The following is a 15155-nucleotide window of genomic DNA, read 5'->3' on the forward strand; positions in this document are numbered from 1 at the left end:
CGACACCCAGGAGGGAACCTATGAGCGTTGATCAACGCTCCTCCGGCAGCACCGACCGGTCCTTGCTCAAGAAGATCGTCTCCGCCTCGATGGCCGGCACGGTCGTCGAGTGGTACGACTTCTTCCTCTACGCGACCGCCTCCACGATCGTGTTCAACAAGATCCTCCTGCCCAAGATGGGCAACGAGTACGACGCGATCATTGCCGCGTTCCTCACCTACGCCGTCGGGTTCGTTGCCCGTCCTCTCGGCGGAATCGTCTTCGGCCAGATCGGCGACCGGCTCGGCCGCAAGCAGACGCTCCAGATCACCATCATGCTGATCGGCGTCGCGACGGTCCTCATGGGCTGCCTCCCGACCTACGACCAGATCGGCGTCTGGGCCCCGATCCTGCTCGTGCTGCTCCGCTTCATCCAGGGCCTCGCCCTCGGCGGCGAATGGGGCGGTGCCGTGCTGCTCGTCGCCGAGCACGCCCCGGACAGGGAACGCGCCTTCTGGGCCTCCTGGCCGCAGGCCGCTGTGCCGCTCGGGAACGTCCTGGCGACCGTGGTCCTCTGGCTCATGACCACCACCCTCTCCGGGGACGCCTTCCTCGCGTGGGGCTGGCGCGTGGCGTTCTGGCTCTCCGCCGTCGTCGTGATCGTGGGCTACTACATCCGCACCAAGATCGACGAGGCGCCGATCTTCCAGCAGGCCAAGGCCGAGCTGGAGACGGAGAAGGCCGCCGGCTACGGCGTGCTCGAGGTCCTCAAGCGCTACCCCCGCGGCGTCCTCGTGGGCATGGGCCTCCGTTTCGCGGAGAACATCATGTACTACCTCGTGGTCACGTTCTCGATCGTCTACCTCGGCACGGGCCTGAAGATGAACACGGGCTCGATCCTCGGCGTGATCGCGATCGCCCACATCTGCCACTTCGCAGTCATCCCGGTCATCGGCCGCATGGCCGACAGGGTGGGCCGCAAGCCCGTCTACCTCGCCGGCGCGATCCTCGGCGGCACGTGGGGCTTCTGGGCCTTCCCCGCCTTCGGCACCCAGAACGTCGTAGTCATCCTCCTGACCATCATCGTGGGCCTCTTCTTCCACGGCCTCATGTACTCGGGCCAGCCCGCGATCATGTCTGAGATGTTCCCGACCCGCATGCGCTACTCGGGCGTCTCGATCTCCTACCAGGTCACCTCGATCGTCGCGGGCTCGCTCGCCCCGGTCTTCGCCACCGAGTGGCTCAAGGCCACCGGCTCCTGGTGGCCCACCGCGGTCTACCTGGCCATCGCCGGCGTGGTCACCGTCGTCGCCGTGCTCGCGATGCGCGAGACGAAGGGTGCCTCGCTCCACGCCCTCGACGCCGCCGACGCGGCCCGGGTCCAGAGCGGGACGCCAGAGGCGGAGGCGCGCGCATGAGCATCGCAGGCCGCAAGGCGCTCGTGACGGGCGGAGCCGCCGGAATCGGTGCCGCCGTCGCCCATGGCCTCGCGGACAAGGGCGCGCACGTGGTGGTCGCGGACCTGGACGGCGACGCGGCCGACAAGCTCGCCGCGGACATCGGCGGCACCGCCTGGGCGGTGGACCTGCTCGACACGGCGGCGCTCGAGGACCTGACGCTCGACTGCGACATCCTCGTCAACAACGCCGGAATCCAGAAGGTCGCCCCGATCCATGAGTACGACCCCGAGGCGTTCCGTCGCATCCAGCGGCTCATGGTCGAGGCTCCGTTCCTCCTGATCCGTGCCGCCCTCCCGCACATGTACGAGCGCGGCTGGGGCCGGGTCATCAACCTGAGCTCCGTCCACGGGATCCGCGCCTCGGCGTTCAAGAGCGCGTACGTCACGGCGAAGCATGCGCTCGAGGGCCTCTCCAAGGTCACGGCCCTCGAAGGAGCGGAGCACGGCGTCACCTCGAACTGCGTCAACCCCGGCTACGTCCGCACGGCGCTCGTGGAGAAGCAGATCAAGGACCAGGCGGCGACGCACGGCATCCCCGAGTCCGAGGTCCTCGAGAAGGTCATGCTCACCGAGATGGCAATCAAGCGGCTCGTGGAGCCAGCCGAGGTCGCCTCGCTCGTCGCGTGGCTCGCCTCGGACGACGCGGGCATGGTCACCGGCGCCTCCTACACGATGGACGGCGGCTGGTCGGCCCGGTAGACCGCCGCGCACCGCAAGAGAGCGTGCATAACTGCATCACTCAGCGCCGTTCCGGCCCTTTGAGGGGCCGGAACGGCGCTGAGTTGTGTCGATCTGCACGGTGGGCGGGAAGGGAGGCCTAGGCCCGCACGCTGTCCTGAACCGACACTGTCCCCCGGGGACCCACCACGGGCATCTGGGCCGTCTCATCCCGCAGCGCGGGCCTGTTCCGGCCGTCACCGCGCACCCACAGCGCGTAGGCCGCGCCGAGCAGGCCGATCCACGCCGCACCCACCACGAGCGCCACCCGGGTCTCCTCGAAGCAGCCCAGCAGCACCACGACGAGCGCGAGGAAGCCGATCGCCGCCACCGAGGCCGCCGGCCACAGGGGTGAGGGGAACTCGGACGGGGCGAGCGCGTACCGTCGGATCTCGCGCTTCATGGCCACGTGGCTGGCCAGGATCATGCCCCACACGAAGACGGTGGCGAAGGTGGCGATCGAGGCGATCACCGTGAACACGTCCTCAGGGATGACGGCGTTGAGCACCACGCCGAGGCCCAGCACGCCGGTCATGACCACCACGGTCATCCACGGCACGCCCCGCCGCGACACCCGGCCGAAGGCGGCGGGCGCGTGGCCCTGCTGCGCAAGCCCGAACAGGATGCGTCCGGCACCGAAGATGTCCGAGTTGATCGCGGACAGCGCCGCGGTGATGACGACCGCATTGAGCACATGCGCGGCGCCTGGGATGCCCAGCCCGTCGAAGATCTGCACGAACGGGCTGCCCTGGGCCCCGACCTGGTTCCACGGGAAGAGGCTCATGAGCACGCCGAGGGTGAGCACGTAGAAGAGCAGGATGCGCACCGGCACGGTGTTCACCGCGCCCGGGATGGCCCTCTTCGGGTCCGCGGCCTCACCGGCCGTGACGCCGATCGTCTCGACGCCGCCGAACGCGAACACCACCACGGAGAACGCCGCGAGCAGACCGCCGAAGCCGTTGGGGACCAGCCCGCCGTGCTCCACCAGTTGGTGCGCGCCGGCCTGCCCGTCCCCGGACGAGAACCCGAACACGATGAGCGCCGCGCCCCCGGCGATCATCGCGATGATCGCCACCACCTTCACGAGCGAGAACCAGAACTCGAGCTCGCCGAACACCTTGACGCTGAGCAGGTTCACGGCGGTGAGGAAGAGGATGACGGCGGCGATCCACACCCACCGGTCCACATCCGGGAACCAGAACCCCATGTAGATCCCGAAGGCGGTGACGTCGGCGAGTGCCACGATGGCCATCTCGAAGACGTAGGTCCATCCGGTCGCGAACCCGGCGAACGGGCCGAGGTAGCGGCCGGCGTACTGGCCGAACGAGCCGGACACGGGGTGCCGCACGGCCATCTCGCCGAGCGAACGCATGACCATGAAGACGGCCGCGCCGGCCACCATGTAGGCGATGAGCACGGCGGGCCCGGCGGCCCGGATCGCGGAGGCCGAACCGTAGAAGAGGCCCGTCCCGATGGCCGACCCCAAGGCCATGAACCGGATGTGCCGGACGTTGAGGCCGCGGCTGAGCGCGGCGGGGTTCTGTGTCTGCATAGGGGTTCCTCACGACTCTGGGAAGGATCCCTTCCACTGTTCCGGGTCCGGGGGCCGTGTGAGTGCCGTCACCTGCGCTTGCCGTCTCGGATCACAGACAGTGCGACTGTCTGGCATCCCGGACGCCCCGCGTACGACGGCGAGTGCGCACCGTCGTCCTGCTCGCGCACACTGGAGTTCGGTATGACAGACAGAGGAGACCGAGGCCCCATGCCCGAGCCAGCCCAGAAGTCCAAGGTTCCCGCTGCCGAGAGCACGCTGCGCATCCTCCGCCTGCTCGCGTCGCGTCGGGGCCCGCAGCCTGCCTCGGCGATCGCGACCCAGCTAGGACTGCCGCGCTCCACGGTGTACCACCTGCTCGCCGTCATGGAGGAGAACGGGTTCGTGCTGCACCTGGCGGAGGAGCAGCGGTACGGGCTGGGGATCGGCGCGTTCGAGCTCTCGAGCGCGTACTCGCGCCAGGAGCCGCTCTCCCGCCTCGGACGGCCGGTGCTCGCCGCGCTCGTGGACGCGATCGGGGAGAGCGCGCACCTCGCGGTTCTGCACGGCCGCGACGTGCTCTACATCGTCGAGGAGCGGGCGAAGAGCAGGCCCTCGCTCGTGACCGACGTCGGCGTGCGTCTGCCGAGCCACCTCACCGCGAGCGGCAGGGCGATCCTCGCGGCGCTGCCGAAGTCGCAGGTCCGCGCGCTGTATCCGAACGCAGCGGCGTTCACGTCCCGCACCGAGGAGGGCGAGCAGATCCGCTCCTACTCGGCGCTGCAGTCCGAGCTCGACCAGGTCCGCCAGCGCGGCTACGCGACCGAAGCCGGCGAGGTCACTCCGGGCCTCGCCTCCGTTGCGGCAGCGGTCACCGACCACGCCGGATGGCCGACGGCAGCAGTCGCCGTGACGTTCGAGGACGAGAGGGTGCCCACGGAGCGTCGCGAGGACCTCGCGAAGCGCGTCCACAAGGTCGCGGGCGAGCTTGCGGCGAGGATCTACGGCCGGGGCTGACTTCAGCCTCTGGGCACGCCCCTGCCCCGGCGGTATGGTGTGCATCACGTCGATGCCTGCCGGCGCCGTCCGTCGCCGCACGCCCGCATCGCGCGGAAGGATGGCGGCGCATGGGGGAGCAGGAGGGCGGCGGGAACCGACGGGCCACGCTGCGTCGGAGGTGGCTGCGCATCGGCCTCGCCCTGGGGATCGTCGTGGTGCTGGTCGGCGCGGCCGCAGTCGTCTACGGCGTGCAGCTCGCCGCCCGGTTCAACTCCAACGTCCACCGCTCGGATGCGCTCACCCGCGCCTTCGGGGACGAGGCCGCGAGCCCGTCCGCCTCCACGGCGCCGCCCACGCTGTCCAAGGACACCAACATCCTGGTCATGGGCCTCGACTCCCGGCTCGACGAGAACGGCCAGCCCCTCCCGCCGGACATCCTGGACGCTCTCCAGGCCGGTGACGACAGCGGGGGCTTCTACAACGCGAACGTGCTCATGCTCGTGCACATCCCCGCCGACGGCTCGCAGGCCACCGCGATCTCCATCCCCCGCGACGACTACGTGGAGATCGCCGGGATCCCCGGAGGCGGGGGTTTCTCCACCAAGATCAAGGAGGCGTACAGCTACGGGTTCGCTGCCGAGCAGTCCGCGCTCCTCTCCCAGGGCAAGCCGAACGACGACGCCACCTACCAGGCCGCGCGCGACGCCGGCCGCGCCGCCCAGATCGCCACCGTCTCCCAGTTCCTCGGCGGAGTGCCGATCGACCACTTCGTCGAGGTCACCATGGTCGCCTTCTACCAGGTCGCCCTCGCGATCCAGCCCATCACCGTGTGCGTCAACCGGGCCACCCAGGACGCCTACTCCGGAGCAGACTTCCGTGCCGGGGTGCAGCAGATCGATGCCCGGCAGGCCATGGCATTCGTCCGCCAGCGCCGCGACACGAGCGACCCGACCTACGACTTCACCGACCTCGACCGCACACGCCGCCAGCAGGCCTTCGTCGCCTCCGTCCTGCACCAGCTGACCCAGGCGGGGACCTTCACCAACCTGCCCAAGATGGAGGCGGTCCTCGATGCGGTGAGCAAGAACATGGCCGTAGACCGCAACCTCGACCTCCTCCTGCTCGCCCAGCAGGCCAGGTCCCTGACGGGCGGGAACATCACCTTCACGACCCTGCCGATCGTCGGCTTCGGCTGGTCGCCCGAGGGCGCGGCGATCAACGTGGTCGACGTCCCGGCGATCCAGGCCCTCGTAAAGGAGCTCCTCGCACCGAAGCCCGTCCAGCCGACGACGCCGCCGCCCGCCTCCGCGCCGGCCTCGCCGGAGGGCGCTCCCTCCTCGGACGGAGCGGACCAGTCCACCGCGAGCGGCGCCCCCAGCGAGACGGCCAGCGCAACGCCCGTCGCCTCACCGCCCCCGACCTACGAGGACTGGAAGAGCCCACTCCAGGGCGGCAGCGTCCCGTGCGTCAAGTAGCTACAGGTGGTTCCAGAAGAAGAGCCCCCACGCCTGCACGACGGTCGCGCCCGCCGCGGCCGAGAACGTGAGCCCGATGACGGTGAGGCCCAAGGACCAGCGCGCGATGAGCGAGGCGGCGCCGCACGCTAGGCCGGCCACGGCTGCGCCCGTGCACACCCACGCGGCCACGAGGGCACCCGATTGGACGAGCGCCCAGCGCCCCACCTCGTCCATGGCGCGCGGGCCGTACCAGCCGAGCCCGGAGGTGAGGAACCAGGACACCAGGGCGGCGCCGACCAGGGCGAAGAGGCCGCAGGCCGTGGAGGCAATGCCGAGGACATGCCGCCCGCGGGGGTTGCCGCGGTGTGCGGCGCGTCCCCAGCCCCCGCTGAACAGCAGCCCGCGCCAGACCTCGGGATCGCTGTACGTCCTGCGCTGATCGGCCGTCTCGCCCATGGTGCCGCCCCCTCCGGTGACTTCCGCGCCCAGTCAACCAGCCGCCGTCGTGCGCGGCAACGGCGTTCGCGGCCCTGTCTGCAATCCCGGACAGCACCCCTCGCAAGCCGCTGTCGACGCGGGTCCCGGCGCGGTGTCATGGATACAGAAGCAATCCCGACATCACGACGCAGGAGTCACGATGACCGACAGCACCACCCCCGCACCGGCCCGCAAGGCCGACTTCACCACCGGCGCCCGCCCCGTCCGCGCCCCGCGCGGCACCGAGATCAGCGCCAGGTCCTGGCAGACCGAGGCGCCGATGCGCATGCTCATGAACAACCTCGACCCCGAGGTCGCGGAGCGTCCCGACGAGCTCGTGGTGTACGGAGGCACCGGCCGCGCCGCCCGCTCCTGGAAGGCGTTCGACGCCATCATCGCCACCCTCAAGGAGATGGACGATGACGAGACCCTCCTCGTCCAGTCCGGCAAGCCGGTGGGGGTCTTCCGCACGAACGCGTGGGCCCCCCGCGTGCTCATCGCCAACTCGAACCTCGTGGGCGACTGGGCCACCTGGCCCGAGTTCCGCCGCCTTGAGGCCGAGGGCCTGACGATGTACGGGCAGATGACCGCTGGCTCGTGGATCTACATCGGCACCCAGGGCATCCTGCAGGGCACGTACGAGACGTTCGCGGCCATCGGCCGGAAGCTGCACGGCGAGGGCAGGTTCGCCGAGCCGACCCTCAAGGGCACCCTGACCCTCACCGGCGGCTGCGGCGGGATGGGCGGAGCGCAGCCGCTCGCCGTGACGCTCAACGACGGCGCCGTGCTGATCGTCGACGTCGACGAGGCGCGCCTCCTCCGCCGCGTCGGCAAGCGCTACCTTGACGAGGTCGAGACGGACCTCGACGCCGCCGTGGCGAAGGTCGTCGCCGCGAAGGAGGAGGGCCGTGCACTCTCCGTCGGCTACGTCGGCAACGCCGCGGAGGTCTTCCCCGAGATCCTGCGCCGCCACCGCGCCGGCGAGCTCACGGTGGACATCGTCACTGACCAGACCTCGGCACACGATCCGCTCAGCTATCTCCCCACCGAGTACACCGTGGAGCAGTGGCACCACGAGGCCGAGGCGGACCCGGAGGGATTCACCAAGAAGGCACAGAACGCGATGGCCCGCCACGTCCAGGCCATGGTCGAGTTCCAGGACGAGGGCGCGGAGGTGTTCGACTACGGCAACTCGATCCGCGACGAGGCCCGCAAGGGCGGCTACAGCCGCGCGTTCGAGTTCCCCGGCTTCGTCCCGGCCTACATCCGCCCGCTGTTCTGCGAGGGCCTGGGCCCGTTCCGCTGGGTGGCCCTGTCCGGGGACCCGGAGGACATCAAGGTCACCGACCAGGCGATCAAGGAGCTCTTCCCGGAGAACGAGCACCTGCACCGCTGGATCGACGCCGCCGAGGAGTTCGTCGAGTTCGAGGGCCTCCCGGCACGCATCTGCTGGCTCGGCTACGGCGAACGCCATCAGGCCGGCCTGCTGTTCAACCGGCTCGTGGCCGAGAGCAAGGTCAAGGCGCCGATCGTGATCGGGCGCGACCACCTCGACTCCGGCTCCGTGGCATCGCCGTACCGCGAGACCGAGGGCATGAAGGACGGCTCGGACGCCATCGCCGACTGGCCGCTCCTCAACGCCCTCAACGCCGCCTCCTCCGGCGCCACCTGGGTCTCGATCCACCATGGCGGCGGCGTCGGGATCGGCCGCTCGATCCACGCCGGCCAGGTCTCCGTGGCGGACGGCACCGAGCTCGCCGCCGCGAAGCTCACCGCCCTCCTCACCAACGACCCCGGCATGGGCGTCATCCGCCACGTCGACGCCGGCTACGAGCGCGCCGTCGAGGTCGCCGCCGAGCGCGGCGTGAAGATCCCCATGGCCGGCCGCTGACCCACTCGCACTGTCAGAAACTGCACAATTCGAATCCGTCAGCGGCCCTCAGGGACCGACCCGCCCACGAGTTGTGCAGTTCCGGACACTTCCACCAAGGAACTCCCGACATGACCCTCACCGCCCCCGAAACGCACCTTCCCACCGAGGTCACCCTCTCGACCGCCGGCCTCACGCCCGAGGACGTCGTCGCGGTCGCCCGCCACGGCGCGACTGTGAGCATCGCGCCCGAGGCGCTCGACGCCGTCGCGCGCGTCCGCGCCCATGTCGAGGAGCTCGCCGCGTCCGAGACGCCCGCGTACGGGATCTCGACCGGCTTCGGCGCCCTGGCCACCCTGCACATCCCGCAGGAGAAGCGCACGCAGCTGCAGAAGTCGCTCATCCGGAGCCACGCAGCCGGCATGGGACCCGCGGTCGAGCGCGAGGTCGCGCGCGCGCTTATGCTCCTGCGCGCCAAGACCCTCGCCTCGGGCCGCACCGGCGTCCGTCCGGTGGTCCTCGAGACCTTCGTGAAGCTCCTCAACGCGGGCATCACGCCCGTCATCCGCGAGTTCGGCTCGCTCGGCTGCTCGGGCGATCTGGCCCCGCTCTCCCACGTGGCGCTCGTCCTCATGGGCGAGGGCGAGGCGGAGGGGCCCGACGGCGTGCGCTTCGGCGGCGCGGGGGAGCCTCCCGTCGCGCAGCTGCTTGCCGCGCACGGCATCGAGGCGGTCACGCTGGCCGAGAAGGAGGGCCTGGCCCTCGTGAACGGTACCGAGGGCATGCTCGGCATGCTCCTCATGGCCCTGCACGACCTCCGCCAGCTCGCCAAGACCGCGGACGTCACGGCTGCGATGAGCGTCGAGGGACTGCTCGGCACGGACCAGGTGTTCCTGCCCGAGCTCCACGCCCCGCTGCGGCCGCATCCGGGCCAGGCCGACTCTGCGGCGAACATGCTCGCGGTGCTGCGCGGCTCGCCCATCGTCGCGTCCCACCGCGAGGGGGACACCCGCGTCCAGGACGCCTACTCGCTGCGGTGTGCGCCGCAGGTGGCCGGCGCCTTCCGCGACACGGTCGCGCACGCGGCTACAGTGGCCGAGCGCGAGCTCGCCGCGTCGATCGACAACCCCGTGGTCCTGCCGGACGGGCGTGTCTCCAGCAATGGGAACTTCCACGGCGCCCCCGTCGCCTACGTGCTGGACTTCCTCGCGATCGCCGTCGCGGACCTCGCCTCGATGGCCGAGCGCCGCACGGACCGCATGCTCGATCCCGCTCGCTCCCACGGCCTTCCGGCGTTCCTCGCCCACGATCCCGGCGTGGACTCGGGCCTCATGATCGCCCAGTACACGCAGGCGGGGCTCGTCTCGGACTGCAAGCGGCTCGCGGTCCCGGCCTCGGTCGACTCGATCCCGAGCTCGGCCATGCAGGAGGACCACGTCTCGATGGGCTGGCACGCGGCCCGCAAGCTCCGCAAGGCGGTCGAAAATCTCCGCCGGGTCCTCGCGATCGAACTGGTCACCGCTGCGCGTGCGATTGACCTCCGGACGCAGATGTCCGACGGCGCGCTGGTCCCCGGGTCGGGGACGGCGGCGGCCATCACGGTGCTCCGCAGGACAGTGGCCGGGCCGGGCGCGGACCGGTTCATGTCGCCCGAACTGGAGGAAGCGGACCGTGTCCTGGCTGGCGGCGAGCTGCTCGCCGCGGTCGAGGAGGCCGCAGGGCCGCTCAACTGATGGCGGACTGCACAAGGAATCCCGGAAACGTCGTCGAACCATACATGGCGACGCGCCGGAGAAGCCGATAGAAAGAAGTGAGCGCCCCCGCACGGGGCGACACTGGGGCCATCAGCCGTGGCCTCACGGATACCGAATCAGTCACGGATGTTTCTGCACAAAGGAGTGGGAGAGATCGATGAAGGCACGGGGAGCGGTTCTGAACCGACGCGGGGCATACCAGGCGCCGATCGAGAACTGGACTGAGCTCGCGGTGGGCGAGATGGTCGAGGTCATGCGGCACGCGAAGGTCGTCACGCGGGGCACCGTGGAGGAGGTCTCGCTGAGCGGCAACGTCATGTGGATCGTTCCGCCAGGCCCTGCTGGCCGCCACCTCTGCCTGAAGTCGGACGGCGTGATCGTCCGCCGCGGCTGAACCGCCTCGCCCGCACACCCGGAAAGGGCCCGCACCGACTGGTGCGGGCCCTTTCGGCATCTGCGGGCCCTGCTACCCGCACGTGATGGTGATCCCATTCACGTGGTGCACGCCCGGGCCGAGCTGCGCGCACTGGCCGAACACGCCGGCGAGGACCACGGCCACAGCAATCCCCACGATGAGGCCGATGACCACCGTGACCGCCCCGGCGATGATGCCGACCAGGGCGGGCACGTTCCGGTACCCGACCTTGGAGGACTGGGAGCGTGCCACGATGCCGAGGACCAGCCCGATGAGGCCCAAGCCGACGAACGGCAGGACCGCGGCCACGATTCCTAGGGTCTTGCCCGGCGGCTCTGGCGGGAAGTAGTAGCCCGGCGGCACTTGGCCGGCAGGGCCCTGCGCAGGGGGCGGCTGCCACCGGTGCTCGTCCTGGCCCTGGGGGTCCGGCTGATGCGGCATGGTGCCCCTTCCTCGTGCGGCCCGGCGCTAGCCCAGGATCGTATCGACAAGCCGCGCCGCAACGCGGGCAGTCCGCCCGTCCACGTCGAGCGACGGGTTGAGTTCGGCGATGTCGGCGTGAAGGAGCTTGCCGCTCGCCGCCACTCTGCGCACGACGGCGACGATCACCTCGAGCGGGACCCCCAGTGAGGCGGGGGCCGAGACGCCGGGGGCAGTGTCCGCCGGCAGGACGTCGAGGTCGATCGTGAGGTAGACCGCGTCGAGGTCGGCGAGGAAGTCCTCCACGAACGACTCGGCGGTCGCTCTGGTGGTGTACTCGTCGAGCAGGTACCGCGCGCCGAGCTCGTCAGCGCGGTCGAACAGCGCTCGTGTATTTCCGGGACGGGATATGCCGAGGGCCGCATACTGCAGGGCCCGGCCCTCCGCAGCCTCGGCCCGGGCCATCTGCAGGAACGGCGTCCCGGATGTTGCGCGCGGCTCGTCCCGCAGGTCGAAGTGGGCGTCGAGGTTGAGCACGCCGAGGCGCGAGCCACCGGCGCGATCGGAGCTGATGACGCCGAGGTAGCTCGCGTACGCCGTCTCATGCCCACCGCCCAAGCCCACCGTGAGGGCACCGGCGTCGATCGCCGATGCGAGCACGGTCCCGAAGCGCTCCTGGCCTTCCTCGAGGGGCCCGTGGCCGTCCGGCGTGCCGAGCGGCACGGCGACATCGCCGGCGTCGAACACGTGCCTGTCGAGGTGGAACGCGAGAGGGGACAGCGCGCTCCGGATCGCCGCGGGACCGTGGGCGGCGCCGATGCGGCCCTTGTTCCGCCGCACGCCCTCGTCGGACGCGAAGCCGAGGAGCACGGCCGGGCGCTGGGCGCCGTCGTATGCCGCCGCGGTGGCCTCGGGGGTGAATGGGCGCACGGCCTGCCACCAGCGGCGGTGCCCGGGCGCGTCGCCGTCATGGCGCCCGGACCATGGTGTGAACGCCACCTCGCGGGTCAGGCCTGCACGGTTCTCGGGGGCACGGGTCTCGGGCGATGCGTCGGGGGCCTCCGTGTCGGCGGCCACCGTGGGAAGGGTCGAGTCGCTCATCATCCCAGCACACCGCATGCATGGCCCGGCGCGCCAGAGTCCAGCGCGTGCGCAGTCCGGGGAGCCGGACTGCGCCCACGGCCGCTAGTGCGCCTTGTCGGCAACCGGCTCGTGACGCAGGTACTCCCGCCGGAAGGTCCCGGTCCCGCCGGTGAGGCCGCGGAGCTCCACGGCATACCGCACGAGCTCGGAATCAGGCACCTCGGCGCTCACGTCGGCTGCGCCGTCGCCGGTGGCCGTGGTCCCCGTGACGCGCCCGCGTCGCGAGGAGAGGTCGCTGATCACCGTGCCGACGTGCTCTTCGGGAACGCTGATCGTCACCGTCGAGACGGGCTCGAGCAGCCTGATCTTCGCTGCAGCCGCCGCCTCCCGCAGGGCCAGGGCGCCGGCGGCCTGGAACGCGGCGTCGGAGGAGTCCACGCTGTGCGTCTTCCCTCCCACGAGGGTGACGCGGATGTCCACCACGGGGAACCCCTCGGCGACGCCCTTGACCATCTGGGCGCGCACGCCCTTCTCGACCGACTCGATGAACGTCTTGGGGATCGCTCCGCCCACCACCCGGTCTTGGAACTCGAACCCGGCACCGCGGGGCAGTGGCTCGACCTCGATGTCGCAGATCGCATACTGCCCGTGGCCCCCGGACTGCTTGACGTGCCGACCGTGGCCCGCCGCCGCACTGGCGAAGGTCTCGCGGAGGGGGGTCACGACGTCGACCGTCGAGAGCTTGACGCCCTGCTCCCGCAGCCGGTCGAGGACGGCCTCCGCGTGGGATTCGCCCATGCACCACAGGACCAGCTGGTGGGTCTCGGCGTTCCGTTCGACGCGCAGCGTCGGATCGCCCGCGGCAACCTTCGCGAGGCTCTTCGCGAGCGCGTCCTCGTCCCCGTGCGATGCCGCCTCGACCGCCACCGGAAGCAGCGGCTCCGGCATGTCCCACGGCGCCACCAGGAGGGGCAGCTCCCGCGCCGAGATCGTGTCCCCCGTCTCGGCGGTGATGCGTGCGACGGCGCAGACGTCGCCCGCCACGGCCTGCGGCACCGCGTGGAGCGTGGACCCGAAGGGCAGGTACACGTGGCCCAGCCGCTCGTCGCTGTCGTGGTCGGGATGCCCGCGGTCGGCGAGGCCGTGGCCGGACACGTGGACCGCGGTGTCGTCGCGCAGGGTCCCCGAGAACAGGCGGACGAGGCAGACGCGCCCCAGGAACGCGTCCACCGTGGTGCGCACGACCTCGCCCACGAGCGGTCCGTCCGGGTCGCAGACGAGGTGCTTGACCGGCTTGCCGTCCAGGTCCGTGACCGCCGGGACGGGCCGCTCGGCGGGGGAGGGGAATCCGCGCCGGAGGATCTCGAGCAGCTCGGCGGTGCCGAGCCCGGTCGTGGCGGACGCCGGAATCACGGGGAAGAAGGCGCCTCGCGCCACGGCCTTCTCGAGGTCGTCGACGAGGACGTCGAAGCCGATCTCCTCACCGCCCAGGTACCGGTCCATGAGGGTCTCGTCCTCGCTCTCGGCGATGATCCCCTCGATGAGCTCCCCCCGCGGCCCCTCCCACCCGGCGAGCTCCTCGGCGGTGGCCGGCCGGGTCTCGGGCTCGAGCTCATCGCCCGAGTAGTCCGACAGGGTTCCGGAGAGGAGGCCTACGAGCCGGCTCGGGACGTCACCCCCGCGCAGCGGGAGATACAGGGGCAGCACGGCGTCGCCGAAGGCGCCGCGGCAGAGGTCCAAGGCAGCGTCGTAGTCTGCGCGCGGGTGGTCCAGCCGGCTGATGACGACGGCGCGCGGCATGCCGACCCGCTCGCACTCCTCCCAGAGGGCGCGGGTCGCGGCGTCGATCCCGTCCGCCGCGGAGACGACGAACAGCGCCGCGTCCGCCGCCCGCAGTCCCGCGCGCAGCTCCCCGATGAAGTCCGCGTACCCCGGGGTGTCCAGGAAGTTCACCTTGGTGTCGCCCACCATGACGGGCACGGCCGAGAGCCCCACCGAGCGCTGCTGGTGGACAGCTGTGGGGTCCGAGTCGCCGATGGTGGTACCCTCCACGATCGAACCCATGCGCGGGATGGCTCCGGTCGAGGCGAGGACGGCTTCGAGCAGAGTGGTCTTGCCGGATCCGGAATGGCCCACGAGGGCCACGTTGCGGATGAGCTCGGGGCGGCTCACCGCGGCGGCGGAGCCGGGCCCCTTCACGGGTCCGCTGGTCCCTTTCCCAGACATCAGGTCCTCCTGAGTGCCACGTGCCCGCAGGGGGCGGATGGAATTGTTGTCCTATCCTGCCCCCCATCCTCCGCGGGGGCGAGGATTGCCGCTGAGCTATTCCGTGAGGATGCAGCGACGGCGCCCGGGTGGCGAGCGCTGCCGGTCCGAGGCGGCGGGCCTTCAGCGCTCGCGCGGCAGGACCGTCAGCACGCGCTCCACGAACAGCCCGAACTCCTCCATGAAATGGCGCAGGAATTCCTCGGTGCTCGCGTCGGTGACCTCGCCGTCGTCGCTGAACACGCCGGGGACGTACTGGATGTACGCCTCAGGGGCGTTCATCTGCGGGGAGTTGCAGAACGACAGGATGCTGCGGAGGTTCTGCTGGGCCACCGCGGTCCCGATCTTGCCGGGGGAGGCGCCGATGACGGCGCTCGGCTTGCGGTTGAACGAGTTCGTGCCCCACGGCCGGGAGGCCCAGTCGATCGCGTTCTTGAGGGATCCGGGAATGTCGCGGTTGTACTCGGGGGTGACGAACAGGACGGCGTCGACTCGCTCGATCGCCTCCTTGAGCGCACGGCCCTCGGCGGGGAAGTCCGCGTCGAGGTCGTGGTTGTAGAGCGGGAGGTCCTTGATCGGGATCTCCTCGAACGCCAGCGAGTCCGGGGCGAGGCGGATGAGCGCCTTGGAGAGCGTGCGGTTGATGGACTTCTGGGACAGGCTGCCGATGAAGTAGCCGACGGTGTAGGCCATCGGGGGTTCCTTCCGTTGCCGGTGCGGCACCGCCGG

General features: G+C 70.8%; 13 protein-coding genes. 7 read left to right on the plus strand and 6 right to left on the minus strand.

Translation table 11 applies throughout. The features are described from left to right. The first annotated feature begins 20 nt into the window (after positions 1–20). Entirely contained in the window at positions 21–1397 is a 1377-nt protein-coding gene (locus ABD298_RS00115; RefSeq protein ID WP_344297298.1) for an MFS transporter, read from the plus strand. Beyond that, the gene (locus ABD298_RS00120; protein ID WP_344297300.1) at positions 1394–2137 is read left to right on the plus strand and encodes a 3-hydroxybutyrate dehydrogenase; all 744 of its coding nucleotides are present in this window, start codon (positions 1394–1396) and stop codon (positions 2135–2137) included. Before ABD298_RS00115 ends, ABD298_RS00120 begins: the two co-directional genes overlap by 4 nt. 118 nt (positions 2138–2255) lie before the next feature. Here ABD298_RS00120 and ABD298_RS00125 read toward each other — a convergent pair whose 3' ends face one another. Then, on the minus strand, positions 2256–3707 hold the full coding sequence (locus tag ABD298_RS00125; RefSeq protein ID WP_344297301.1) for an amino acid permease: 1452 nt from the start codon (positions 3705–3707) through the stop codon (positions 2256–2258). 210 nt (positions 3708–3917) lie between these two features. On the opposite strand from ABD298_RS00125, the gene ABD298_RS00130 reads away from it, so the two are divergent. Both ABD298_RS00130 and ABD298_RS00135 read left to right on the plus strand, forming a co-directional pair. Further along, positions 3918–4703, plus strand: coding sequence for an IclR family transcriptional regulator (locus ABD298_RS00130; RefSeq protein WP_344297303.1), 786 nt, complete (start codon positions 3918–3920; stop codon positions 4701–4703). 110 nt (positions 4704–4813) lie between these two features. Continuing rightward, the gene (locus ABD298_RS00135; RefSeq protein WP_344297305.1) at positions 4814–6160 is read left to right on the plus strand and encodes an LCP family protein; all 1347 of its coding nucleotides are present in this window, start codon (positions 4814–4816) and stop codon (positions 6158–6160) included. Here the strand turns inward: ABD298_RS00135 and ABD298_RS00140 are convergent, their stop codons facing one another. Further along, positions 6161–6598, minus strand: a complete 438-nt coding sequence (locus ABD298_RS00140; RefSeq protein WP_344297307.1) for a hypothetical protein — start codon at positions 6596–6598, stop codon at positions 6161–6163. 181 nt (positions 6599–6779) lie between these two features. On the opposite strand from ABD298_RS00140, the gene ABD298_RS00145 reads away from it, so the two are divergent. The 3 genes from ABD298_RS00145 (at position 6780) to ABD298_RS00155 (ending at position 10637) form a co-directional block, all read left to right on the plus strand. After that, complete coding sequence (locus ABD298_RS00145; RefSeq protein ID WP_344297309.1) at positions 6780–8510, plus strand: urocanate hydratase; 1731 nt, start codon at positions 6780–6782, stop codon at positions 8508–8510. Positions 8511–8620: 110 nt separating this feature from the next. Further along, complete coding sequence (gene hutH / locus ABD298_RS00150; protein WP_344297311.1) at positions 8621–10222, plus strand: histidine ammonia-lyase; 1602 nt, start codon at positions 8621–8623, stop codon at positions 10220–10222. A 178-nt stretch (positions 10223–10400) separates the two neighbouring features. Further along, positions 10401–10637, plus strand: a complete 237-nt coding sequence (locus tag ABD298_RS00155) for a hypothetical protein (RefSeq protein ID WP_208711342.1) — start codon at positions 10401–10403, stop codon at positions 10635–10637. A gap of 72 nt (positions 10638–10709) precedes the next feature. On the opposite strand, the gene ABD298_RS00160 is transcribed toward ABD298_RS00155, so the two are convergent. From ABD298_RS00160 to ABD298_RS00175, 4 genes are all read right to left on the minus strand, one after another. Next, positions 10710–11099, minus strand: coding sequence for a DUF4190 domain-containing protein (locus ABD298_RS00160; RefSeq protein WP_344297314.1), 390 nt, complete (start codon positions 11097–11099; stop codon positions 10710–10712). A 27-nt stretch (positions 11100–11126) separates the two neighbouring features. Next, positions 11127–12179, minus strand: coding sequence for a formimidoylglutamase (gene hutG / locus ABD298_RS00165; protein WP_344297316.1), 1053 nt, complete (start codon positions 12177–12179; stop codon positions 11127–11129). Between the two features lie 84 nt (positions 12180–12263). Further along, positions 12264–14387, minus strand: coding sequence for an elongation factor G-like protein EF-G2 (locus tag ABD298_RS00170; protein ID WP_344297318.1), 2124 nt, complete (start codon positions 14385–14387; stop codon positions 12264–12266). 162 nt (positions 14388–14549) lie between these two features. Further along, positions 14550–15119 carry an NADPH-dependent FMN reductase gene (locus ABD298_RS00175; protein WP_344297320.1) on the minus strand — a complete coding sequence of 190 codons (570 nt, stop codon included), beginning with the start codon at positions 15117–15119 and terminating at the stop codon, positions 14550–14552. Positions 15120–15155 lie beyond the last annotated feature (36 nt).

Source organism: Sinomonas flava, from assembly GCF_039531875.1.
In the GTDB taxonomy this organism is placed as follows: Bacteria; Actinomycetota; Actinomycetes; order Actinomycetales; family Micrococcaceae; genus Sinomonas; species Sinomonas flava.